The organism is Candidatus Bealeia paramacronuclearis (assembly GCF_035607555.1).
Lineage (GTDB): Bacteria > Pseudomonadota > Alphaproteobacteria > UBA9655 > UBA9655 > Bealeia > Bealeia paramacronuclearis.
In genome coordinates, this window is sequence record NZ_JAVHWZ010000003.1 from 126,755 (window position 1) to 149,980 (window position 23,226).

Annotated in this window: 20 protein-coding genes and 2 pseudogenes; 13 read left to right on the forward strand and 9 right to left on the reverse strand. The window is 44.0% G+C overall.

Annotated elements, in window-relative coordinates:
- The first annotated feature begins 126 nt into the window (after nt 1-126).
- Nucleotides 127-1,098 (forward strand): IS701 family transposase, encoded by a 972-nt coding sequence (locus tag Bealeia2_RS08880; RefSeq protein ID WP_422388038.1) that lies wholly within the window; start codon nt 127-129, stop codon nt 1,096-1,098.
- Here the strand turns inward: Bealeia2_RS08880 and Bealeia2_RS08885 are convergent.
- A complete protein-coding gene (locus Bealeia2_RS08885) occupies nt 1,082-2,353 on the reverse strand; it encodes a porin (protein WP_331256685.1) in 1,272 nt (423 codons plus the stop codon). The genes Bealeia2_RS08880 and Bealeia2_RS08885 overlap by 17 nt on opposite strands.
- A 375-nt stretch (nt 2,354-2,728) precedes the next feature.
- Nucleotides 2,729-3,754, reverse strand: coding sequence for an integrase core domain-containing protein (locus Bealeia2_RS08890; RefSeq protein ID WP_462346304.1), 1,026 nt, complete (start codon nt 3,752-3,754; stop codon nt 2,729-2,731).
- Nucleotides 3,755-3,774: 20 nt separating this feature from the next.
- Between Bealeia2_RS08890 and Bealeia2_RS08895 the strand changes: the two genes are divergently transcribed.
- From Bealeia2_RS08895 to Bealeia2_RS08935, 8 genes and pseudogenes are all read left to right on the forward strand, one after another.
- Nucleotides 3,775-4,746: an IS701 family transposase gene (locus tag Bealeia2_RS08895; RefSeq protein ID WP_422388038.1), complete on the forward strand. Its 972-nt coding sequence runs from the start codon at nt 3,775-3,777 to the stop codon at nt 4,744-4,746.
- Between the two features lie 366 nt (nt 4,747-5,112).
- Nucleotides 5,113-7,314 (forward strand): sensor histidine kinase NtrY-like, encoded by a 2,202-nt coding sequence (locus Bealeia2_RS08900; RefSeq protein ID WP_331256687.1) that lies wholly within the window; start codon nt 5,113-5,115, stop codon nt 7,312-7,314.
- Nucleotides 7,315-7,328: 14 nt separating this feature from the next.
- Nucleotides 7,329-8,705: a nitrogen assimilation response regulator NtrX gene (ntrX, locus tag Bealeia2_RS08905; RefSeq protein WP_331256688.1), complete on the forward strand. Its 1,377-nt coding sequence runs from the start codon at nt 7,329-7,331 to the stop codon at nt 8,703-8,705.
- A 12-nt stretch (nt 8,706-8,717) separates the two neighbouring features.
- Nucleotides 8,718-10,094 (forward strand): Trk system potassium transporter TrkA, encoded by a 1,377-nt coding sequence (trkA, locus tag Bealeia2_RS08910; RefSeq protein ID WP_331256689.1) that lies wholly within the window; start codon nt 8,718-8,720, stop codon nt 10,092-10,094.
- A 187-nt stretch (nt 10,095-10,281) separates the two neighbouring features.
- Nucleotides 10,282-11,288 (forward strand): annotated as a pseudogene (locus Bealeia2_RS10690) (integrase core domain-containing protein).
- A 70-nt stretch (nt 11,289-11,358) separates the two neighbouring features.
- Nucleotides 11,359-12,336 carry a methylmalonyl Co-A mutase-associated GTPase MeaB gene (gene meaB / locus Bealeia2_RS08925; RefSeq protein ID WP_331255265.1) on the forward strand — a complete coding sequence of 326 codons (978 nt, stop codon included), beginning with the start codon at nt 11,359-11,361 and terminating at the stop codon, nt 12,334-12,336.
- A gap of 647 nt (nt 12,337-12,983) precedes the next feature.
- The gene (locus tag Bealeia2_RS08930; RefSeq protein WP_331255234.1) at nt 12,984-13,322 is read left to right on the forward strand and encodes an IS630 transposase-related protein; all 339 of its coding nucleotides are present in this window, start codon (nt 12,984-12,986) and stop codon (nt 13,320-13,322) included.
- A gap of 22 nt (nt 13,323-13,344) precedes the next feature.
- The gene (locus Bealeia2_RS08935) at nt 13,345-13,845 is read left to right on the forward strand and encodes an IS630 family transposase (RefSeq protein ID WP_331255963.1); all 501 of its coding nucleotides are present in this window, start codon (nt 13,345-13,347) and stop codon (nt 13,843-13,845) included.
- Nucleotides 13,846-13,902: 57 nt separating this feature from the next.
- Here the strand turns inward: Bealeia2_RS08935 and priA are convergent, their stop codons facing one another.
- Nucleotides 13,903-15,885, reverse strand: coding sequence for a replication restart helicase PriA (gene priA, locus Bealeia2_RS08940; protein ID WP_331256692.1), 1,983 nt, complete (start codon nt 15,883-15,885; stop codon nt 13,903-13,905).
- A 78-nt stretch (nt 15,886-15,963) separates the two neighbouring features.
- Here priA and fsa point away from each other — a divergent pair, with 78 nt between their 5' ends.
- From fsa to Bealeia2_RS08955, 3 genes are all read left to right on the forward strand, one after another.
- Nucleotides 15,964-16,617 carry a fructose-6-phosphate aldolase gene (gene fsa, locus Bealeia2_RS08945; protein ID WP_331256693.1) on the forward strand — a complete coding sequence of 218 codons (654 nt, stop codon included), beginning with the start codon at nt 15,964-15,966 and terminating at the stop codon, nt 16,615-16,617.
- The gene (locus Bealeia2_RS08950; protein ID WP_331256694.1) at nt 16,614-17,567 is read left to right on the forward strand and encodes a tyrosine recombinase XerC; all 954 of its coding nucleotides are present in this window, start codon (nt 16,614-16,616) and stop codon (nt 17,565-17,567) included. Before fsa ends, Bealeia2_RS08950 begins: the two co-directional genes overlap by 4 nt.
- Before the next feature lie 145 nt (nt 17,568-17,712).
- Nucleotides 17,713-18,177 carry a hypothetical protein gene (locus Bealeia2_RS08955; RefSeq protein ID WP_331256695.1) on the forward strand — a complete coding sequence of 155 codons (465 nt, stop codon included), beginning with the start codon at nt 17,713-17,715 and terminating at the stop codon, nt 18,175-18,177.
- Nucleotides 18,178-18,195: 18 nt separating this feature from the next.
- On the opposite strand, the gene Bealeia2_RS08960 is transcribed toward Bealeia2_RS08955, so the two are convergent.
- The 4 genes from Bealeia2_RS08960 to Bealeia2_RS08975 form a co-directional block, all read right to left on the reverse strand.
- On the reverse strand, nt 18,196-18,564 hold the full coding sequence (locus tag Bealeia2_RS08960; RefSeq protein ID WP_331256696.1) for a cupin domain-containing protein: 369 nt from the start codon (nt 18,562-18,564) through the stop codon (nt 18,196-18,198).
- A 10-nt stretch (nt 18,565-18,574) separates the two neighbouring features.
- Nucleotides 18,575-19,495: a bifunctional helix-turn-helix transcriptional regulator/GNAT family N-acetyltransferase gene (locus tag Bealeia2_RS08965; RefSeq protein WP_331256697.1), complete on the reverse strand. Its 921-nt coding sequence runs from the start codon at nt 19,493-19,495 to the stop codon at nt 18,575-18,577.
- 186 nt (nt 19,496-19,681) lie between these two features.
- Complete coding sequence (locus tag Bealeia2_RS08970; RefSeq protein ID WP_331256698.1) at nt 19,682-21,268, reverse strand: DEAD/DEAH box helicase; 1,587 nt, start codon at nt 21,266-21,268, stop codon at nt 19,682-19,684.
- Between the two features lie 98 nt (nt 21,269-21,366).
- Nucleotides 21,367-21,570, reverse strand: coding sequence for a cold-shock protein (locus tag Bealeia2_RS08975; protein WP_331256699.1), 204 nt, complete (start codon nt 21,568-21,570; stop codon nt 21,367-21,369).
- A 363-nt stretch (nt 21,571-21,933) separates the two neighbouring features.
- Here Bealeia2_RS08975 and Bealeia2_RS08980 point away from each other — a divergent pair.
- Nucleotides 21,934-22,158: pseudogene (locus Bealeia2_RS08980) on the forward strand (helix-turn-helix domain-containing protein); the annotation flags it as partial.
- Between the two features lie 51 nt (nt 22,159-22,209).
- On the opposite strand, the gene Bealeia2_RS08985 reads toward Bealeia2_RS08980, so the two are convergent.
- Together Bealeia2_RS08985 and Bealeia2_RS08990 are read right to left on the reverse strand one after the other, a co-directional pair.
- On the reverse strand, nt 22,210-22,710 hold the full coding sequence (locus Bealeia2_RS08985; protein WP_331256568.1) for an IS630 family transposase: 501 nt from the start codon (nt 22,708-22,710) through the stop codon (nt 22,210-22,212).
- Between the two features lie 22 nt (nt 22,711-22,732).
- A complete protein-coding gene (locus tag Bealeia2_RS08990) occupies nt 22,733-23,071 on the reverse strand; it encodes an IS630 transposase-related protein (protein ID WP_331255234.1) in 339 nt (112 codons plus the stop codon).
- Between the last annotated feature and the right edge of the window lie 155 nt (nt 23,072-23,226).

The following is a 23,226-nucleotide window of genomic DNA, read 5'->3' on the forward strand; positions in this document are numbered from 1 at the left end:
ACACTACCAGAGGCCAGTGCTGTTGAATTGGGAAGCATATTTGAACTATTACACGAGTTACGCAGTTTGCAGGAGAAGAGAGAAGAGATAAGGTGAGAGGGAATATTTATTAAATGAGAAGAAATGATGTCTCGACACAAATGCACAAAATCACTTTATCGTTCATTTTTACAAGCCAGCAGTGTGCGCTATTCAGGGTTGGCACTTTCGGAGGTGTCACCGATTCCATTGTCGCATGACAGCGTCAATCGATGGTTGAGTTCTAGTGCATTGCGTCCGAGCGGAGTGTGGAATCTTACTCAATCTCTTATTAACAAGAAAGAACCTTGTTTTTTAGTATGTGACGATACAATTTTGGATAAAAATCGGAGCGAGAAGATAGAGCTTGTGCATTATCAGTATTCTGGGAATGCCCATGATGTTATTGCGGGGATAGGTCTTGTCAATTTGGTATGGCATGGCCTGAGGAGTCATGACTCTATTCCTGTTGATTATCGTATTTATGATAAAGCCAGCGATGGCAAAAGCAAGAATGACCATTTCAGGGAAATGTTAAAGCTGGCTCAAGACAGAGGGATAAATCCGGATGACGTGGTTGCAGACGCTTGGTACTCGAGCTTGAATAATCTGAAGGCCATTGAATCCATAGGCTGGACATGGGTGATGGGGTTGAAGAAAAACAGGAAAGTGAATCGTGGAGAAACTCTTGAAAAGCTGGACATTCCAGATGAAGGACTGAAAGTTCACTTACGCGGATATGGATGGATTACTGTTTTCCGGTTTGTTGCCAAAAACGGTCGCACGGATTATATCGGAACCAATAGGGATAATCCCTCTCGTGATCATATTGAACTGGTCATGAAATCGCGTTGGAAAATCGAAGTTTATCATCGGGAATTAAAGCAAACATGCGGTCTTGAACGCTGTCAGTCTCGCACGGGACGAGCCCAAAGAAATCATATATTTCTTGCCATTTCGGCTTGGATTCAAAGATTTAAAAGACGACTTGCTGGAGGCTTCTCTTTTTATCAGCAGCAGTGGGATGTTATTAAGCATGATATCTCTAGAGAAATAACAAAACTCATGTCTTTCGCTTAGATTCCCACCCTTTTGCTGCAAACTGCGTAACTCGTGTATTATTGATCATTGCATCTACATTAAAACCTTCATTTTTCATATCTAAGTGAACGTATTCAAAGTAAACGCCTGCTCCTGGCGCCAATTTATGATCAAGATCGATTGATAAAATATGGGTCCGATTTTGAGCTTTGCCAAACGTATTGTTTACATTCAAATGAATGGCTTTACGTTTGGTGTACATATATCCAAAACTGAGTTTTGTCGGACCAAAATGATAAGCAATACCTGTATCCATAAAACAACCGGCATTAGTTTCTTGTCCAGTTTGCACTTTCAGGTCTTTGACTTCATGGGATTTCCCATTATCCCCAAATTCAACCCCAAATTGAAAATCCTTATAGTGCATGCTGGTTCCCATTGCATAACCTGCTGTGTTTTTACGGTTGCCAGCACCACGCACAATAACCGTATTATTTTGGTCAACAATAAACCACTGAGAGCCTGAAAAACCAGGTAGTGTCTTTGCAAACACAGCTGTCAAAGAAGCGCCAAGAGAAAGTCCATTTTTCCAATCATTCATATAATTTAGGGCGAGTGAAGTACTTCTGCGATCAAATGGCTGAAGATCACCATTCCAAGAATAATCTTTTGTGCTTTGAATCTTATTTTCTCCAAGGTGTCCATATTGTGGGGCAAAAGAAAGACCTCCTTGAAATCCGTAAAAACGGGGTGTTTGATAGATCACTTTTGTAGATTTATCTGTTCCTTCCACAATTCCTACGGACGTCACAGTGCCTGTTACAAGATTGACCACACGATCAAAGTTACCATCAAACCCACCTGTACCCCCAAGAGGATCGTATCCCCCAAAAGCCATAAATTCTTCAACACCATTTGTATTACCAAGGGTCAAACACCCCCACACTCCATCTATCCAAACATAAGTTTCTTTGATGGTCTTATCGCCAAAAGTTTGTTCTGTGTTGGTATCTATATTCACAACGAGTCCATAGTCCGTGCCATAATCAGAGACACCAGACAAATCAAATTTGAGGCGACTATCGTCCATGGTAAAGATATAACCACGTCCGTATTCGTTTTGTGTATCACCGCTTAGCGAGGACGACGTTAAAGTCGCTGCCAATGAAGGAATTTGATTCTCATTGAGAAAGGATCCTTGACCAAAGTCGTTGTCATTGCTGTTTTTTATATTTTGATTATGAAACCACCAAACATTAAATGTGGATTCTCCTGAAACAGTTAATTGCGGCATCTGAGAGCGCGCCATTGGTCCACGCGCACAGACTCGAGGGGGTTCAGATGCAGAAAGAAGGAGTGTTAGTGTAAAGAACAATCCTTTTTTCACTTGAATGACCTCCCATTTTTTTGAATTTTTTTTAAATTATTTTTATTTAATTTCGCAAAAGAAACACAGACTCTTCAAGTCCTAAATAAAAAAGGGAGGAGGGTGTCATAAATTTTGTGTAAGTTGTGAAAGATAGGGTCAATATTTAGAGGTCCCTATCTGAATAGAGGATAGCAAATTGGTTGAGTGCTAATTTCCATTCTCTGATGGGCATTGTCCATTTTTTGCTGGCATTTTGCAAGACCAGAAATACCAAGTGTAGGAGTTCATAACAAATGAGACTCAAGAGGCCTCGAGAATATGAGAGTGAATATAGTGCAAAGGAGTGAGGCCTTTCGCGGCGCGATGAGGCCGATAAGAATTATACTTTGAGACAGCTTGAGAGAGCTCAAAGCGCATAGAAGCTATGGAATCAGCCAGGAGGTTGTTTTGGTTGTAAAATTCCTCCCGGAATATTCGATTTCCCCGCTCAACGCCGCCGTTGTAAGTGGGCTTTTTGGGGGGCAAAACAATTAAGGGAATGCCCAGATCTTCACAGGCTTCCTCAAATTCCGCCATAAATTCAGATCTTCCCTCAACTTGAATGGATTGAATTTTAAAGGGGGCCTGCTTTACAAACTTAAGCAAGAAGCGTTTGGCGCTTGAGCTCTTGGCATGGGCATACACACTCGCATAGATAAATTTCGAGCCTCTTTCCCAAGCCTGGAAGTGCTTGAAACAGATACCATTTTTGGTGACTGTCATATGGTCAATCTGAACCCGCTCACCAAGCGTCATCGTTTTATAATCCTTGAAAGTCCAAGGTTTTGCATGGCTTTTAAATTGTCTTTTTCTTTTTGTTCTCAGGGCGGAGGGTGATTTTTGCACAAGCCCCTTGTTTTTGAGGGAGGTCAGGATACGGCCGACGGTGCTTTCGCTCAGGATTTGCCCATGGTCTCGCTTGAGAATGATGGCGATTTTCTCTTTGCCATAGGTGGGATTTTCGCGGCGCACTTTCACAAGCTGAAGTTCTGCCTCTCCCCAGTGCGGTTTGTTGAGATTTCGTGGCTTTTTTGAAGGGGGAACACTCCCTTTGTTAAGGTCCTTCAGGATCTTCTTGTGGCGATAATAAGTTGCGCGAGACATGGCGCAAATGTCTTGGCACCTGGAATCGCAAACGTTTTCAGATTTCAGCTTTTCCCAGAGCCTCACGCCGTCTTCATACCGTTTGCGATAGGCGTCAAAACAGTCTTGTGTGCGCGCATATGCATAAACACGAGTTACGCAGTTTGCAGGAGAAGAGAGAAGAGATAAGGTGAGAGGGAATATTTATTAAATGAGAAGAAATGATGTCTCGACACAAATGCACAAAATCACTTTATCGTTCATTTTTACAAGCCAGCAGTGTGCGCTATTCAGGGTTGGCACTTTCGGAGGTGTCACCGATTCCATTGTCGCATGACAGCGTCAATCGATGGTTGAGTTCTAGTGCATTGCGTCCGAGCGGAGTGTGGAATCTTACTCAATCTCTTATTAACAAGAAAGAACCTTGTTTTTTAGTATGTGACGATACAATTTTGGATAAAAATCGGAGCGAGAAGATAGAGCTTGTGCATTATCAGTATTCTGGGAATGCCCATGATGTTATTGCGGGGATAGGTCTTGTCAATTTGGTATGGCATGGCCTGAGGAGTCATGACTCTATTCCTGTTGATTATCGTATTTATGATAAAGCCAGCGATGGCAAAAGCAAGAATGACCATTTCAGGGAAATGTTAAAGCTGGCTCAAGACAGAGGGATAAATCCGGATGACGTGGTTGCAGACGCTTGGTACTCGAGCTTGAATAATCTGAAGGCCATTGAATCCATAGGCTGGACATGGGTGATGGGGTTGAAGAAAAACAGGAAAGTGAATCGTGGAGAAACTCTTGAAAAGCTGGACATTCCAGATGAAGGACTGAAAGTTCACTTACGCGGATATGGATGGATTACTGTTTTCCGGTTTGTTGCCAAAAACGGTCGCACGGATTATATCGGAACCAATAGGGATAATCCCTCTCGTGATCATATTGAACTGGTCATGAAATCGCGTTGGAAAATCGAAGTTTATCATCGGGAATTAAAGCAAACATGCGGTCTTGAACGCTGTCAGTCTCGCACGGGACGAGCCCAAAGAAATCATATATTTCTTGCCATTTCGGCTTGGATTCAAAGATTTAAAAGACGACTTGCTGGAGGCTTCTCTTTTTATCAGCAGCAGTGGGATGTTATTAAGCATGATATCTCTAGAGAAATAACAAAACTCATGTCTTTCGCTTAGATTCCCACCCTTTTGCTGCAAACTGCGTAACTCGTGATAAAGCCTATGCTTATTTTTATGTAATCCGTGGATCCTCATCCAGGCCTCCATCAATAGGTTTTTTAGATTTCCTATTCTTGAGGCCTGGTTGGGTGTGGCAATGGAGATGAGCCTCGCTACAGCGCAATTTGGGGGCGCGCTCAGCTCATCTCCATCCCTCCCAATTTTGTCTCACTTCTATCTGCATTCGGACATCTCTTTGAAGGACGACATGTTTTTTCTAGAGAGTAAGAGAGCTGGCGATTATTTTGATCAACTTGTAAACTCTTTCAAACTCCTCTAATTTCACTGTGGCATAATCGTCGCAGATGATGCATACTTACAACCATGAAAAATCAAATTCGCACCATTTCAGCTTGGAGTGAAAAGCATCGCATTAGCGAAAAGCTGGCGGTAGCTTTGGCTATTGCCACAGGAGTTTCTGTCATTGCAACGTATATTGCCCTGACCGATGCGCCACCGCTTATTCGCGGTCGAAAATTCCTGATTTTTCTCCTCTATTTAGACCTTGTTCTTTTGCTGCTTTTGGGCGGTGTGGTCGCGCGTCGATTTGTAGCCCTTTGGGTCAAACGAAAAAGTGGGGAAGCCGGGGCACAACTTCACAGTCGTATGGTTGGAATCTTCAGCCTTTTGGCGATTACCCCCACCATTTTAATGGCCGCATTTTCAGCTCTTTTCTTCAACATCGGCGTTCAAAGTTGGTTCAGTCAGCGTGTGGAAACTGCCGTTGGAGAATCCATGGCCGTTGCGGAAGGGTATTTGCGGGAGCATGAAAAAGTCATAAGTGCCAATGCTCAGGCCTCTGCGTCATCACTTTCACGTGAGCTTCCCGTTTTACTGCTATCTCCTACACGCATGGCCGAACGCCTCACAGAAGAAGTCCGAAATCGCTCTTTAGATGAGGGGGTGATCTTTGACAAAGAAATGAATGTACTGGCCCGTTCTCAATTTTCTTATTCTCTGGCCTTTGAGTCCATTCAATCTAATGACATCAAACAAGTTTTAAGTGGTCATGTTGTGACGTACACAGCTGATGAGAGCCATCGTGTAAGAGCTTTGGCGCCGATTGATGTTCAGCGTGGCATTTTTCTCCTTGTCGGTCGTAAGGTCGATGCTCAAATTTTGGATCGCGTCGAAAATGCCACCAAGGCCGCCCATGAATACGAAAAGCTTGAAGGCGACAGCACCTATCTTGCCATTAAATTTGCCCTCATCTTTGTGGGTATTGCAGTGCTTTTGCTTTTGGTAGCGATTTGGGGTGGACTCGTTTTTGCAAACCGCCTTGTCAAACCCATTAGTCGATTAATTAACGCGGCTGAAAAAGTCAGTAGTGGTGATTTGTCCGTGCGCGTCATAACCAATCAAAGCGATGATGAACTCGCTCGATTAACGAAAGCCTTCAACCACATGACGGAGCAATTGGCTTCTCAGCGAAAAGAACTTGTTGAAGCCCATGAACAAGTCGATAAACGTCGCAGGTTTACAGAAACGGTTTTGGCGGGCGTATCTGCCGGCGTAATTGGCTTGGATCAGCAGGGTCATATTTATCTTCCCAATAAATCGGCATCCCTTCTCCTTGGAAAAGATTTAAAGCGACGCGTGGGTCAAAAACTCAGCGATGTTATTCCGCCCATTGGAGATCTTTTGGACGAAACCACAACGCGAACGGATAATTTCCTTGAGCAAGAATTGACCCTTCCCAAAGAAGGAGAATATCGCACATTTCTTTTCCGGGTGGCTGTGGATCGTACAGGTGATCGCATTCGCGGATACGTCATTACGTTTGATGATATTACGGAAATTCAAGCGGCTCAAAAAAATGCGGCCTGGGCGGATGTCGCGCGGCGCATTGCCCATGAAATTAAAAATCCACTTTTACCCATTCAACTTGCGGCTGAACGCCTAAAACGAAGATACCTGAAACAAATCAATAATGATCCCGAAACGTTCCAAGCCTGTACGGATACAATCGTAAGGCAAGTCGGACACATTGGGCATATGGTTTCTGAATTCTCAGCTTTTGCCCGCATGCCCGCGCCACAGATGAAAGAAAAAAATCTGATTGAGCTAATTGAGCAAGCTGTGTTTTTGCAAAAGCAGGCTCACCCCAGAATTGCTTATACATTTAGTGCTCCTGAAAAAAACATCATCATTCGTTGTGATGATAATCAAATGGGACAAGCTCTCACAAATCTTTTGCAAAATGCGGCCGATGCCATTACTCCTAAATTAAACGCGGATGAGCATTTTCAAGGTGAAATTCAACTTACTCTTGATGTTGAACCCAATCGTTTAACCCTCAAAATCAATGACAATGGCACAGGTCTTCCCAAAGAGGGGCGAGAGAAATTGCTGGAGCCTTATGTCACATTCCGCGAAGAAGGAACAGGATTAGGCCTTGCCATTGTGAAGAAGATTATGGAAGATCATGGTGGTCGAATCGTACTTCAGGATAGTAAACTCGGGGGAGCCGAAGTGGTGCTCACCTTGGGTCGTGTCGTTGTGTCTTCAAAACGTCTTGCGAGTTAAAGGAGAAGAAAAAAATGGAACAAGATATCCTTATCGTTGATGATGAAAAAGATATCCGGAGTTTGATTTCAGGCATCCTTGAGGATGAGGGTTATAAAACTCGCACGGCATCCGATGGTCAAAGTGCGCTTGATGAAATTAATAAACGTCAACCCCATTTGCTCATTCTCGATATTTGGCTTGGGGATCCACAATATGACGGCCTCAAACTTTTAGAGATGATCCGTAAAAGCAACCCCACACTTCCTGTCGTCATGATTTCAGGCCATGGCACCATTGAAACTGCAGTCAAAGCCATCAAATTGGGAGCTTATGAATTTATTGAAAAACCCTTCAAAACAGACCGGCTTTTACTTGTGACCGCAAGGGCCTTAGAGACGGCCCAACTCCGGCAAGAAAATACGCTTTTAAAAAAGCAATTTCACGAAGAAACCCAAATTGTAGGAGAGTCCCCAGCTTTGGCCAAAGTCAAAAAAACAATTGAGAAAGTGGCTCCTACCGCAAGCCGTATTATGATTTCAGGCCCTATGGGATGCGGAAAAGAACTTGTGGCGCGAGAAATTCACCGTCTTTCCGCCAGAGTCTCAAAACCCTTTTATATTATTCATTGTGCCTCTTTAAGCCCGGAGACTTTGGAAGCCGAACTTTTCGGAATTGAAGGCAAAAAAATTGGCATCCTTGAGCAAGCCCATGGTGGATCCTTATATTTAGATGAGGTGACCGACCTCACCCCTGAAATTCAATCCAAACTCATGCAAGTCTTGCAAGCTCAAACATTCAAGCGCGTGGGCGGGACGCAAATCGTTCAAGTGGATGTACGCATTTTGTCTTCCACAAAAAAAGATATTAAGGCCGAAATTGAAGCTGGTCGATTCCGTGAAGATTTGTTTTATCGTCTCAGTGTGGTTCCCATCGAAATCCCTCCCCTTTCTCAAAGACGCGATGATATCCCATTTCTCATTGAACATTTGACCCAAATCATCACGAAACAAGCCGGTGTTTCGGGGCGCCTTTTTTCAGAGCCCGCTATGCTCACATTAAAAGCGCACAATTGGCCCGGAAATGTGCGGGAGCTTCGCAATGTTGTTGAACGTCTTATGATTATGACGCCAGCGGCCAATGACGAAATAATCACGCCCGATGAATTACCTTTGGATGTACGCAGCGAAGATTTAAGACAACTTCAAAAAGAAGGAACTGGCGTTGATCTTCTTTCTCTACCTTTAAAGGATGCACGCGAACATTTTGAGCGTGAATACCTTTTGGCCCAGGTTAATAAATTTTCAGGCAATATTTCAAGAACGGCGACATTTATCGGGATGGAGCGTTCGGCTCTTCATCGTAAACTCAGGACACTACAAGTAGATCGCAAAAAGGAATACGGCACTTAAGGATTATTTCCCATGAAAGTTGTCATTTGCGGCGCGGGTCAAGTTGGTTTCAGCATCGCCCGTTATCTTTCCCAACAAGATAACGACATTACGGTTATTGATCAGTCTGAATCCATCGTCAGTCATTTAGCGGATACGCTGGATGTACGTGCTGTTGTGGGGCATGCGTCTCACCCTGAGGTTTTAGTTAAGGCCGGAATTGCAGAAGCGGACATGATTGTGGGTGTGACCTATTCGGACGAAGTCAACATGGTCGCCTGCCAAATTGCCTATTCTCTTTTTGGTGTGCCTTTAAAGATCGCGCGCGTGCGTAGTAAAAGCTATCTCGAACCCCAGTGGTCCAATCTTTATCGCGCCGATCATATGCCTATTGACCATATTATCTCGCCGGAAATTGAGGTCGCCAAAGCCATCGGGCGCAGCCTTGAAATTCCAGGCGCCTTCGAGGTTTTGGAGTTTGGGGACGGGACCTTTATTTTCATGGGGATGCGGGCACGCGCTACAAGTCCTATCGTCAATACGCCCCTGCGTTTGATTGGGGGGCTTTTCCGAAATTTGGACCTCAGCATTATGGGAATTGTTCGGGGCGAACGCTTCTTCGTTCCTAATGATTCGGACCGTATTGAGATGGAAGACGAAGTCTATTGTTTGGTGCCGAAAGATCAAATTGCCAATGCGGTCGAGGCTTTTGGATACACAGAGCAACGCTCAACACGCCTTTTAATTTTAGGTGGGGGCAACGTCGGATTATGTTTGGCCCAAGAAGTTGAGGCCAATCACACAGCGATTACAACCATGATGATTGAGCGTGATATTACCCGCGCATCACTCGTGGCAAACCAGCTCAATAGGACCGTGGTTCTGAGTGGTGACGCACTTGATCGCGAGATTTTAAAAGAAGCCAATGCACAAGTCACCAACATCGTAGTAGCCGTGACCGACGATGACAAAGTTAATATTCTGGCAGCTCTTCTCGCCAAGCGCCTGGGTGCGCACAGTGTTACAAGTTTGGTCAATAGTCTCTCTTATTCTTCTCTGGTGACGTCCCTTGGAATTGACGCAGTTATCAGTCCCAAAGCCCTGACGGTCTCCTCCATTTTGCAATATGTAAGACGAGGCCGAATTCGATCAGTTCATTCCATTCGCGAGGGGTACGGAGAGGTGATTGAGGCGGAAGCGGTGGGAACATCCTCCGTGGTGGGTATGTCCATTTCTGAAATCAACGTACCGGGAACCATGATCGTCTCCGGTATTTTAAGAGGTATCGAAAACGTCGTTCCGCGCCCTGAAACCATCATCAAAGTCAATGATCGTTTAATCGTAATGGTGACTTCTGAAGGTGTCAAAAAATTTGAGAAATTATTTTCAGTGAGACTGGGATATTTTTAAGAAATCGATTATACCCATCGCGATTGAGACATGTCCGAGTTCAGATAGAAGTGAGACAAAATTGGGAGGGATGGAGATGAGCTGAGCGTGCCCCCAAATTGCGCTGTAGCGAGGCTCATCTCCATTGCCATACCCAAACCAGGCCTCAAGAATAGGAAATGTAAAAAACCTATTGATGGAGGACTGGATGAGGATCCACGGATTACATAAAAATATGCATAGGCTTTATGCATATGCGCGTACACAAGACTATTTGGACGTCTATCGCAAACGGTATGAAGACGGCGTGAGGCGCTGGGAAAAGTTGAAAGCTGAAAACGTTTGCGATTCCACGTGCCAAGACATTTGCGGGATGTCTCGCGCAACTTATTATCGCCACAAGAAGATCCTGAAGGACCTTAACAAAGGGAGTGTTCCCCCTTCAAAAAAGCCACGAAATCTCAACAAACCGCACTGGGGAGAGGCAGAACTTCAGCTTGTGAAAGTGCGCCGCGAAAATCCCACCTATGGCAAAGAGAAAATCGCCATCATTCTCAAGCGAGACCATGGGCAAATCCTGAGCGAAAGCACCGTCGGCCGTCTCCTGACCTCCCTCAAAAACAAGGGTCTTGTGCAAAAATCACCCTCTGCCCTGAGAACAAAAAGAAAAAGACGTTTGAAAGCCATGCAAAACCTTGGACTTTCAAGGATTATAAAACGATGACGCTTGGTGAGCGGGTGCAAATTGACCACATGACAGTCACCAAAAATGGTATCTGTTTCAAGCACTTCCAGGCTTGGGAAAGAGGCTCGAAATTTATCTATGCGAGTGTGTATGCCCATGCGAAGAGCTCAAGTGCCAAGCGCTTTTTGTTCGATTTTGTGAAACGTGCACTCTTTAAAATTCACTCCATTCAAGTCGACGGTGGCTCTGAATTTATGGCAAAATTTGAGGAAGCCTGTGAAGATCTGGGCATTCCGTTGATTGTTCTGTCCCCCAAAAAGCCCACTTACAACGGCGGCGTTGAGCGGGGAAATCGAATATTCCGGGAGGAATTTTACAACCAAAACAACCTCCTGGCTGATTCCATAGCTTCTATGCGCTTTGAGCTCTCTCAAGCTGTCTCAAAGTATAATTCTTATCGGCCTCATCGCGCCGCGAAAGGCCTCACTCCTATGCACTATATTCACTCTCATATTCTCGAGGCCTCTTGAGTCTCATTCTATATGAACTCCTACAAAAAAGATTATACCCCTCATTTTAGGTTCGTGATAAATTAAGTGCATGATTATTTCAGAGCTCAAAGATAATCTCGTGAAAGGGGATAGGCGCGCTATTGCACAAGCCATGACTCTTGTAGAGTCCTCGCGTCCTGAGCATCAACACAACGCCCAAGCACTCCTTGCAATGATTTTGCCCCTTACGGAAAAATCTTTTCGTATTGGGATTTCGGGTGCGCCGGGGGTTGGAAAATCCACATTTATTGAGAGCTTTGGCCGTGATCTCCTCCAAAAAGGGCATCGCGTGGCAGTTTTGGCTATTGATCCCTCGTCTACCCTTTCTAAAGGATCGATTCTTGCGGACAAAACCCGCATGGTGACACTTTCCCAAAGTCCCGACGCATTTATTCGCCCCAGCCCTTCTGGTGGAATTTTAGGCGGCACTGCGCAACGCACAACAGATGTTATTCGTATCGCAGAAGCGGCAGGTTTTGATATAATTTTGATTGAAACCGTGGGCGTGGGCCAATCAGAGCTTGCCGTTTATGATCTTTCAGATATGGTTCTGTTGCTTTTGGGACCGGCTTTGGGGGACGAACTCCAAGGGATCAAAAAAGGTATTGTGGAGATTGCTGATTTGATTGTCATCAACAAGGCAGACTCAGGTCTTGAGGAAAGATGCCTCCAGACAGCACAAGCCTATCGTGGTGCCCTAGAGATGAGTCGCCCACGTCTTCAATCCTGGACACCTAAAGTTGAGGTAATTTCTGCGATAGAATCCAAGGGGTTCCAAGCTCTTTTCAAAGATATTGAAGATTATAAAGTGGTTACCCAAACATCTGGGGAGTGGCAGACACGAAGGCAATCCCAAGCGCAGCATTGGCTTGAGGAGGAAATGAAAGCACTATTGTGGCAAAAAATTCAAACGGCGTGGGATGCTGAAATTCAAAAATCCCTTACGTTAATCAAAGACAAAAAATCCACCCCCTCTCAAGAGGCGCAAAGAATTATTTGCGAAAATGGGGGACACATTCAAGTATGAAGTCCAACACGGTGTGAACCTCCACGGGGCAAGCCCCGTGGTATCTCGTTGGCCTAAAGGCCAAGTTCAAGCTGCGCTTGCCTCATATCACTAATTATATGAGGGGCGCTTCATCCATGGGACAAGCCCCATGGTTTTATGCGCGTATAAATTATGCACACTTTTGCAAGGTTTCTAACCTTAGGATCTCTTGTTTTTGGAGCAGTTGCTTTGCAAGCTACAAATCCTAATCCTGTCCCTATCAATAACAAGAGTTTTTTAATTACATGTAAAAATTGTAATATTAGATCCGATAGTTTTTTGAACTGTGAATGTAAAAGAAAAAATCAACAAAATGCTGACTCAAGTCTTAATTTGAGTAATTTCCATACTCCAGCAGGATCAGTATCTGACCTATGGAAAGCGTTGAGTCTTCAAGTTCAGAACTGTGATGGAATCTTAACAATTACCGAGTCATGTCCTTAAACTGATATTCCCACAAAAAAATAATCACGATTTCTAAATTCAAAGCCACGAACGTAGTTCGTGGCTTTTATTATGTCCAATCAAAATGAAAATTGGGTGTTCTATAACGCTCCCCAGAGAAACTATAGTCCTTCCCCTATAAATAGATAGATTTTTAGGAAAAGTTTAGGTATAAGGAGGGAATGGTAAAAGCATATTCGGAAGACCTGCGGAAAAAGGTCATCTCCTACATTACGAGCGGCGGCCGTAAGCGGGAGGCTGCAAAGGTTTTTAACGTTGGAGAAGCCACGATCTATCGATGGATATGTCTTCATAAACAAGGGGATATTAAACCGAAAAAACGCACTTCTTATCCGCGTAAAGTCGATGAGCAAAAACTCAGAGACTACGTCGCTCAAAATCCGGATCATACGCTCAAACAAATCGCCGAAGCTTTGGGGTTGAGATTCCAAAACGTGAGTAAATGGCTTAAACGTTTAAACATTACACGAAAAAAAGACGACGCTTTACAAAGAACGTAACGAAGACAAGCGGGCCGAATTTATAAAACAGCTTGAGAAAATAGATCCTGAAACAATCGTGTGGATTGATGAAGCTGGGATTGATAATCGCCTTTATCGAGAGCATGCCTGGGCGCCGCGCGGACAAAAGGTTGACGCGGAGATCCCGGGCCAAAAAAGAGAGCGTGTCAGTATCATTGGCGGTCTCATGAAGGGTGCGTTCGTGGCGCCTTTCACCTTTCAAGGTGGATGTCATGCAGATCTTTTTAATGCTTGGCTTGAGGAGGTTTTATTGCCGAATTTATCAAAAAATACCACCCTGATTATGGACAATGCCGCCTTTCACAAATCGCCAAAAACGAAAGATTTGATTGAGAAATTTGGCTGCCATCTCCTCTTTCCCCCAACTGACTCTCCTGACCTCAATCCTATCGAACATTGGTGGCACAAAATCAAATCCATCCTCCGCCCCCTCGTCCAGCAAAACCCAGAAAACCTTCATCAACTCCTTGATAAACTCCTCAGCCAATGTCTATCCATATAATGGAGAAGTACTATAGCTGAACTCGGACATGCACCCCTGCTTTAAAATGAATTAGACTCAATAAAAACTATAAGGGTCCACATCCACCTGTAGTTTTAAAATGGGGGGAATTTGAGCTGACTTCAACCATTTTTGAACCACACGTTGAATATTGAGGTTTCGGGGTGATTGGATTAAAAGTCTCCATCGGTATTTTGATTTTAAATAGGACAAAGTCGCAGGCGCAGGTCCTAAAAGTTCACATCCTTCAAGGCTTGGAAACGATTTGGCAAGGCTTCGCATTGTCTTTTCCACAAGCTCTAAATTGGACCCTGAAAGCACAATGCTAATCAATCGTCCATAAGGGGGAAAGTCGAGAGCTTCTCGACCCACTTTTTCAAGCGCCAAAAACTGGGCACGATCATGGTCTTTCAGTGCCAGAATCACCGGATGCTCTGGCGAGTAAGTTTGCAAAATTACTCGCCCCTTTTCTTTGTCGCGCCCCGATCGTCCCGAGACTTGATGAAGCATTTGATAGGTCTTTTCAGAGGCCCTTAAATCTGCGCCAGAAAGTCCCGCATCACCATCCAAAACACCCACCAAAGTCATGCGGGGAAAATGATGCCCCTTGGCAATCATCTGCGTTCCTATGACAACATCGACTTCATGTCCATGAATCTTTTGAAGAGTGCCTTCAAGGGTTTTTGGAGACTTCACCGTATCACTTGTCATGATCAAAGAACGGACCTCTGGAATTTTAGCATGAAGTTCTTCATGGACGCGCTCAACGCCAGGCCCCCACAGCAATAATGTATCCTCTTTATTACAGGCCGGGCAATGCTTGGGCGGGAATATCGCATACTCGCAATGATGACAATGGAGCTTTCCATCTCCCTTGTGATGCACCAACGTTGTTTCACAGGATGTGCACAAAATCCGTTCTCCGCACGATGTACACAGCGTCATGGGCGCATATCCCCGTCGATTTAAAAAGAGCATCGCCTGCTGCCCTTGCGAAACAACATTAGTTAAAGCCTCTTGAAGGGTGGGCGAAATCCACTCCTCGGCTTTGAGATTGCGATCTTCTTTCAACTTTCGCATATCGACAAGTTCAATGGAAGGCATGACAGCGCCGCCATGGCGATGGGGCAAACTCAGGGCCATATATTTTCCGTCCTCTACATTCATCATCGTTTCAAGAGAGGGGGTGGCCGACGCCAAAATACAAAGACATTTTTCAAACTGGGCCCGTAAGACGGCCATATCACGGGCGCTATAAATCACACCCTCTTCTTGCTTATAAGATCCGTCGTGCTCCTCATCCACAACGATGAGCTTCAGATTTGAAAAGGGTAAAAAGAGGGCCGACCTTGCCCCCACCAAAACAGAAACTTCCCCCTTTAAAATACCTTGCCACGTTTCGCGTTTTTGAGCGGCCCCCACATCTGAATGCCACACGGCGGGCATGACACCAAAGGCATCTTGAAAACGCGAGAGCAACTGAGAGGTAAGGGCAATTTCCGGCAAAAGCACCAAGATTTGGCCACCCAATTTTAATGCCTCACGAATAGCCTCAAAATAGACTTCAGTTTTACCAGAGCCCGTCACGCCATCCAAAAGAACAGTCGTATACTGCCCCCCTTGAATGCGCTCTTTTAAAGCAGCACTGGCTGCGGCCTGATGGAAGGAAAGGGTGGGAGCTTCTTTTTCAAAATCAGGTCTGCCGAATTCAAAATGTTTGGCGCGTTTGGGTGTTTCTAAAAATCCACTTTGCGGAATAACCAATTTCAAAAGTGAGCCCAAAGGCGACATCGTGTATTCTGCCATCTTATTTAAAAATTTCAGCATCGTCTCAGCGATGGGTGGAAATTCTAAAACCTCTGAAATGGTTTTGAGTTTATAAGGAGACACGGTGTCCTCCTGAATTTCCCAAAGAAGGGCGTAAATTTGCGATCTTCCAAAGGGGACTTTGACCCAGGACCCCGGCGAAATCTCAAGATCATCTGGAATGAGATAATCAAAGGGGGCCTCAAAAGGACGAGGAATTAACACCTTTCCCACGCGCTGACCCTTTACAGATGCTCCGTCCCCTCGCATAATCCTCTCAACGTGATTAAATAAGATATGAAAGTTTAAACGATGAAATTTTTTATTGATACTGCTGATGTCTCAGAAATTCGTATTTTGGCCGAAACGGGTCTGATTGATGGCGTGACCACCAACCCTTCTCTTGTCGCCAAAGCTGGTGGAAATTTCCTTGAAGTCATCAAAGAAATCTCGAGCTTTATCTCAGGTCCTGTAAGTGCTGAAGTCTCGTCTTTGGATGCAGACATCATGATTCAAGAAGGCAAAAAACTGGCAAAAATTGCAAGCAACGTGGTTGTGAAAGTCCCCCTTACTTATGACGGACTCAAAGCTTGTAAAGCCCTTCGCGGAGAAGGCATTGGCGTTAACGTCACCCTTTGTTTTTCCCCAAGCCAAGCTCTTTTGGCGGCCAAAGCGGGGGCCAGTTTTATTTCGCCTTTCGTGGGGCGCCTTGATGATATCGGTCAAGACGGAATGGATCTTATCGGTCAGATTGCAGAAATTTACGCGAACTATGATTTTGAAACGGAGATTTTAGCCGCCTCTATCCGCAGTCCTTTACATGTGGTGGAAGCCGCACGTTTGGGAGCCCATGTGGCGACAATTCCGCCCAAAGTCTTGCGTGATCTTTACAATCATCCCTTAACCGATAAAGGCATCCAGACGTTTACGGCGGACTGGGCCTCAACAGGGCAATCTATTTTGTGAGGGGTGGTGCTGCTTTTCGCGATGAAATTCAAGCATTCGTAGAGACGTCTCTTTTGGATTTTATTTGCGACTGGTTTCAAATGCTTGAGCATGAACGGCGGCTGTCTTCTCATACACTTTCGGCCTATGCGATTGATCTCAAGATTTTTCTTGAATTTTTGATGTTGCATCAAGGGGGGATTGTTTCGTTTGCATCATTCGAATCTTTAACCTCCAGTGATTTGCGTGCTTTCTTTTCAAGTCGACTCCAAAAGAAAATTCAAAAGCGCTCTAATGCGCGGACGCTTTCTTGTCTTAAAACTTTTTTTAAACACCTGCAACGGCAAGGAAAACTTGAGAAAAATATAGCAGCGTCTTTTTCAGCGCCTCGATTACCGAAACTTCTCCCACGACCCCTGTCCGCAGATCAAGCTCTTGAGCTTGTGAATCTCAGGTCAGAAACCTGGCAGGAACTCCGGGATATGGCGCTCTTCACACTTTTATATGGAGCGGGGCTTCGGATTAGCGAGGCTCTGAATTTAAATGTCTCTGATCTTCCTCACCGGGATGAGGAGTCACCGTCTTTAAGGATTTTAGGCAAAGGTGGGAAGGAGCGATTGGTCCCTATTTTGCCACTCATTCTTGAAAAAATTGAGGATTATTTTAAGGCAGCACCCTATGCCTTTGCCCCAAATTCTCCTCTTTTTTTAGGGGCACGGGGGGGGCGCCTGAATCCGTCTTCCGCCCAAAAATCACTCAGGGATATTCGGAATTTTATGGGCTACCCCGCATCTCTCACGCCGCATGCGCTGCGTCATAGTTTTGCTTCCCATCTTTTAGCAAGTGGCGGGGATTTGCGCAAAATCCAAGAACTTTTGGGTCATGCCTCCTTGTCAACAACTCAAATTTATACGCAAGTCGATTCCCAGCATCTCCTTGACATTTATCAAAAATCTCATCCTCGTAAATAAGACTTTGACAAGTCTGATATTTCTTTTTTAAGGTCATTCCATAATAACGTTTTTATGGGGGTCATTTTAAAAGATGAAATTTTTACTTAATTTTTTTGTTCTATTTTTCCTGATCGGATTTACATCCACTTCTGATCTTTGCAGCATGATGAAAATAAAAATCGCTGAAAAAGAGAAAGAGATTTCTTCATTTCGCAAACAAGCCAATATAGCACTCCCCCTTCAAGATGAAGCTTATACGTATGAAGGGCTCATGAAAGAGTTTAAGCTTTATCTTAAGCCAAGTAATATTGCATTTTATGAATCATCTCTCAAACTGATATTTAATTTAAGGCCTGAACAAAAAGACTCTGAGGATTTACGTTTTCCAAAGCCCATACATCCCGTGAAGACGATTATATCAGGATGGCAGTGTTTACTCAGTAAACTCATTGAAGCCGAGAATCAGCAAGACGCTGAGGAAATAAACAAAAATGCACTTCTCGACGTTTTGGCCTTGCATAAAAAAACGCTGGAAAAATTGGACCCCACGTTATTTAAAATCGTAAACGAACATGCGCCTTGTCAAAATTGCGTTGCGTCTTCAAAAGTAAGGGCTTTGGATCAATAAAAGCGATGGGGGTGTTTTTCAAATCCACTCTTCTTGTGAGACCGTTTTATCTCCCCCCAAATTACCTGTGTTCAAAGTGCCTGCAACTTCAATCAAAAGGCAATGAACTTGCTTCTCCGCCACTGGCTTGTGCTCAACACCTTTAGGAACGATATAACATTCGCCAGGTGCAATATTGACTTCTCCATCGCGGAAAAGAATCTTGAGATACCCTAAAACAACGATAAAAAGCTCATCTACCTCGGGGTGAGAATGCCAAACGAATTCGCCCTGCATTTTTGCGGCTTTGAGATAATAATTATCAAATTTTGCAAGAATTTTAGGGGTCCAAACCTCTGATAATGTTGAAAATTTCTCCTCAAAATTGATTGCCTTATCTAGTCTCATCTTGTGTCTCCTATAGCTCATATTTAAAAAATTCAGTATCGACCTCGCAAAACTCAAATGTTTCAGGAAGATCATTCTTTGAGATTCGATAAAAACCCATTTTTTCGTAAAACCGCTGTGCAGCCACAAGATGGGAGACAGTTCCTAAATATAGGGTTTCTAGTCCTAACGCATGCGCCCGCTGCATCAAATGCGAAATCAGTTCCACAGAAACCCCTTTGTGACGACAATCTTGACGTACAAAGAGTTTCTTAATTTCACCGCTTTTATTGGAAAGTTGTTTAAGCCCCACCGTTCCAACAATTCCCTGGGCATCTTCTGCCACCCAAAAATTAATCGCTCCTTGAGAGTCACGGTAATAAGTGGGGGCTTGATAAAGACTTTCATTCATGGCCTCAGAAACAGGAATTGAGAACTCATGAATTTGAATGGAGTTAATAAAATGAACAATATCATTCAAGGGGTAAGAGGGTAGGAGCACAGCCACCAAAAAATCTATTTTTCTCGATTTTTCAAGGGCATTTCCATAAAGTTGAAGACCTTTCATGACCATGTTTTGCTCGTCGCTAGAGAGTTGGCTTAAAGCGCGATTCACAATTCTATGGGCACGAATATGGGAAAGCTTGATCCTCTCAAATCCAGAGGGCGTCAGGGAATAATCTTTCGCGCGTGCATCTTTTCCATGACTTTTGGATTGAATCCACCCCTTTTCCATCAAAAGTTGGGTGGAACGACTGATTGTGGATTTGTCCAATTGAAGCTTTTCAGCAAGCTCTGAACCAGAGAGCCTCCCATAGGTTGAAAGCTCAATCATCATATGAATTTGCGAGGCGCTAATATCCTCATATTTGGGAAATTTATTGAGAAAGCCTAACTCACGAACAATCTGCCGTGAGGAATGGCGAATAGATTCCGATTTTTCAAAAGACATCACTAACCCTTTTTTACAAGACAAACTATAAAAATGAATCTATCAATAAAAAAGTTTAATGTCAAAACTATTTAAGGTGGATAAAAATACGATTAAAAAACCAGGATATCATTACAATAGAGGCAGTGAGCAATGAATCAGGCATCCCCTGCCGAAGCAGGGGATCGTAATAGGGAGAATTAGAGGTTAGCTGGCTTTTTTAAAGCTTGGGGATTTTTTCCCATCCCAAGACCGTTTTTTAGCCGCAAAAGGTTTTGCAGGTCCTGCGTTTGATTTAAAACGTTCACCGGTTTTAGATTTTCCAAAAGGTGCCCCAGATTTCGATGAATCAAAACGACGGCTTTTATCTTTTTGAGATCCGGAATCGCGCTTCTTGTTAGCAAAGAAACTGGACTCACCCTGAGGTTTTGAAAAGGAGGATTTTGCGCGGGGTTCAAAGTCGCGAGGTTTCCCCTCGTAACTACGAGGCTTAGCTTCATAATCACGAGGCTTGCCTTCATAGTTGCTTGGTTTTTTAACAAATTCTGCTCTGGAATCGGGTTTTCGATTTCCAAATTTAAAACTTTTTTGACCTTCAGAAGAAACTCTGCTAGTCGATCTTTTGCGATCCCACGGACGATCTCCACGACGTGGGGACTCCTCCGAAGATCGACTTCGCTCTGAGCGCTCGGAGCGTTGCGAACGGGCTTGATCAGGATGCATCAATCTTTGAATGGCATACCAACGACGTTGGTCTCCTGAAGAAATAAAATTGAGTGCAAAACCTTCTGCACCTGCACGGGCCGTACGGCCTACGCGGTGGATGTAATCTTCAGGGGAATGGGGTAAATCATAGTTGATCACGTGGCGAATGTGGGGAATATCAATTCCGCGTGCCGCCACATCTGTTGCCACCATAATACGATGACGACCTTGACGAAACGCATTCATCACGCGTTCCCGACGTTGCTGGCGCAAATCACCGTGAATGGCTGCAGCACTATGATTTTCAGACGTTAAATAGCGCGCCAAACGGTCCGCGCCTGATTTTGTTTTCACGAAAATGATGACGGACCCTTCCCGTTGATCGAGCGCTTTTAAAAGGGTTTTATCTTTGTCAGAGTCTTTAAGTTCGATGATTTCTTCTCTTAAATTTTGAGCCGTTGTGTGGCCAGAATCAACGAAAATACGAACAGGAGATTTCAAATACTTTTGTGCAAGGGCTTCGACTTTCGGTGTGAAAGTTGCTGAAAACATCAAAGTTTGACGTTGAGTTGGCATGCGAGAAATAATTTCATCAACCTGTTCGCCCAATCCCATGTCAAACATTCGGTCGGTTTCATCAAGAACGAGAAAATCTGAATCGGAAATCACAAGTGTTCGTTTTTCCAAATGATCAATCACACGACCCGGGGTTCCTACGACAATGCGCGGATTCATACGGAGTTGTGAAAATTGTTTTCCATAAGGCTCGCCACCGATGAGCAGTGCCGTCTTCATGCCAAATCGTCCACCCATGAGGGCCCGAATGGCATTATGAATTTGCTGAGCAAGTTCTCGTGTAGGAGAGAGAATCACCGAGGAACTTTCGACGTTCTCAAGAAGGTGATTTAAAAGAGGTAAGGCAAAAGTAAGCGTTTTTCCTGTTCCCGTTTTCGCAGATCCTAAAATATCAGATCCTTGAAGCGCAAGAGGAACGGCTTTTGCTTGAATTGGTGTTGGGAGGGTAAACCCCAGCCCATCTAATGCTTGTTGAAGCATAGATGGGAGACCCATGTCTCTAAATGTAGTCATTTTATGGCCTTTAAAAATTATATATTACAACAAAAAAGACCTTAAATAAATTTACATTTTAATGAGAGGTCTTAATCTGAGGATAAACTGTCTCGCGACTATGCCAGCTGAAGATTTCCAGCAGAAGTTTTGCCACGATTTTCAACGAGTTCAAAGCTCACACGTTGACCTTCGTTAAGATTTCGGATTCCCGCAGCTTCTAAAGCTGTGATGTGGCAAAACACATCAGCTCCACCATCGTCGGGGGCAATAAAGCCAAATCCTTTGGTTGTGTTAAACCATTTTACTGTTCCGGTTTTCATTTAAAATTAGCTCCTTAAGCGTTTATATAATGTAAGAATAACTTAGACACCCCTAAGTTACCCGATACATGGGGAAAAATAGCGTCCATAGAGATCTTGCTGCTCAGAATTGAGAAGAGCAGTTGTATTAACATTCACGTTTGGGAGGAGTTAATCAAGAATCTGGGTCTCTTTTTACACATGCAATTGGTACTCTATACCGCTCTTAACAAAAATACAACAACTTTATTCGGCTTGTGTAGGAGTTCATATGCCTCTCACCAATAAAAAAGCCTTATAAAGGCAGGGGAAATCCAAAATAAGAGCTGTAATTCAATAAAATTTTATGTATAAACAAGGCATGAAAATTGAACTGACAAATAAAGAAAAAAAGATCTAGAATTTCAGCACAGTAAAGAAAGAGATCGCCGTGTGGCTGATCGCATCAAAGCGGTTTTACTAAATGCAGAAGGTTGGACTCAAAAGCAAATCGCTCAAGCTTTGCGGATTCGCTATGAAACTGTTCAAAATCATCTCAACGATTACAAGAATAGTAAAAAGCTTAATCCTGAAAATGGTGGCTCTGAAAGCCATCTTACCCCGCATCAAACTTTGCAGCTGATCAGCCATCTTGAGGACAACATCTATAGTACTTCTCCATTATATGGATAGATATTGGCTGAGGAGTTTATCAAGTAGTTGATGAAGGTTTTCTGGGTTTTGCTGGACGAGGGGGCGGAGGATGGATTTGATTTTGTGCCACCAATGTTCGATAGGATTGAGGTCAGGAGAGTCAGTTGGGAGAAAGAGGAGATGGCAGCCAAATTTCTCAATCAAATCTTTCGTTTTTGGCGATTTGTGAAAGGCGGCATTGTCCATAATCAGGGTGGTATTTTTTGATAAATTCGGCAATAAAACCTCCTCAAGCCAAGCATTAAAAAGATCTGCATGACATCCACCTTGAAAGGTGAAAGGCGCCACGAACGCACCCTTCATGAGACCGCCAATGATACTGACATGCTCTCTTTTTTGGCCCGGGATCTCCGCGTAAACCTTTTGTCCGCGCGGCGCCCAGGCATGCTCTCGATAAAGGCGATTATCAATCCCAGCTTCATCAATCCACACGATTGTTTCAGGATCTATTTTCTCAAGCTGTTTTATAAATTCGGCCCGCTTGTCTTCGTTACGTTCTTTGTAAAGCGTCGTCTTTTTTTCGTGTAATGTTTAAACGTTTAAGCCATTTACTCACGTTTTGGAATCTCAACCCCAAAGCTTCGGCGATTTGTTTGAGCGTATGATCCGGATTTTGAGCGACGTAGTCTCTGAGTTTTTGCTCATCGACTTTACGCGGATAAGAAGTGCGTTTTTTCGGTTTAATATCCCCTTGTTTATGAAGACATATCCATCGATAGATCGTGGCTTCTCCAACGTTAAAAACCTTTGCAGCCTCCCGCTTACGGCCGCCGCTCGTAATGTAGGAGATGACCTTTTTCCGCAGGTCTTCCGAATATGCTTTTACCATTCCCTCCTTATACCTAAACTTTTCCTAAAAATCTATCTATTTATAGGGGAAGGACTATAGTGCTAGCTTTTTCCTCTGGTGCTGATTCCCTTCAGGCAAAATTTACAAAATTTCGTGGTCAATTAACTTTCTCTCCCCTTCTGCAAAAAGGCAAT

Bases quoted from the DNA above. Each gene is read 5' to 3' on its own strand.
- Bealeia2_RS08975 (WP_331256699.1), bottom strand. From the start codon at position 21,570: ATGAAAACCGGAACAGTAAAATGGTTTAACACAACCAAAGGATTTGGC.
- Bealeia2_RS08955 (WP_331256695.1), top strand. From the start codon at position 17,713: ATGATGAAAATAAAAATCGCTGAAAAAGAGAAAGAGATTTCTTCATTT.
- Bealeia2_RS08970 (WP_331256698.1), bottom strand. From the start codon at position 21,268: ATGACTACATTTAGAGACATGGGTCTCCCATCTATGCTTCAACAAGCA.
- Bealeia2_RS08900 (WP_331256687.1), top strand. From the start codon at position 5,113: ATGAAAAATCAAATTCGCACCATTTCAGCTTGGAGTGAAAAGCATCGC.
- Bealeia2_RS08990 (WP_331255234.1), bottom strand. From the start codon at position 23,071: ATGGTAAAAGCATATTCGGAAGACCTGCGGAAAAAGGTCATCTCCTAC.
- fsa (WP_331256693.1), top strand. From the start codon at position 15,964: ATGAAATTTTTTATTGATACTGCTGATGTCTCAGAAATTCGTATTTTG.
- Bealeia2_RS08965 (WP_331256697.1), bottom strand. From the start codon at position 19,495: ATGTCTTTTGAAAAATCGGAATCTATTCGCCATTCCTCACGGCAGATT.
- Bealeia2_RS08960 (WP_331256696.1), bottom strand. From the start codon at position 18,564: ATGAGACTAGATAAGGCAATCAATTTTGAGGAGAAATTTTCAACATTA.
- Bealeia2_RS08880 (WP_422388038.1), top strand. From the start codon at position 127: ATGTCTCGACACAAATGCACAAAATCACTTTATCGTTCATTTTTACAA.
- Bealeia2_RS08895 (WP_422388038.1), top strand. From the start codon at position 3,775: ATGTCTCGACACAAATGCACAAAATCACTTTATCGTTCATTTTTACAA.
- ntrX (WP_331256688.1), top strand. From the start codon at position 7,329: ATGGAACAAGATATCCTTATCGTTGATGATGAAAAAGATATCCGGAGT.
- Bealeia2_RS08885 (WP_331256685.1), bottom strand. From the start codon at position 2,353: ATGCCGCAATTAACTGTTTCAGGAGAATCCACATTTAATGTTTGGTGG.
- trkA (WP_331256689.1), top strand. From the start codon at position 8,718: ATGAAAGTTGTCATTTGCGGCGCGGGTCAAGTTGGTTTCAGCATCGCC.
- Bealeia2_RS08930 (WP_331255234.1), top strand. From the start codon at position 12,984: ATGGTAAAAGCATATTCGGAAGACCTGCGGAAAAAGGTCATCTCCTAC.
- meaB (WP_331255265.1), top strand. From the start codon at position 11,359: ATGATTATTTCAGAGCTCAAAGATAATCTCGTGAAAGGGGATAGGCGC.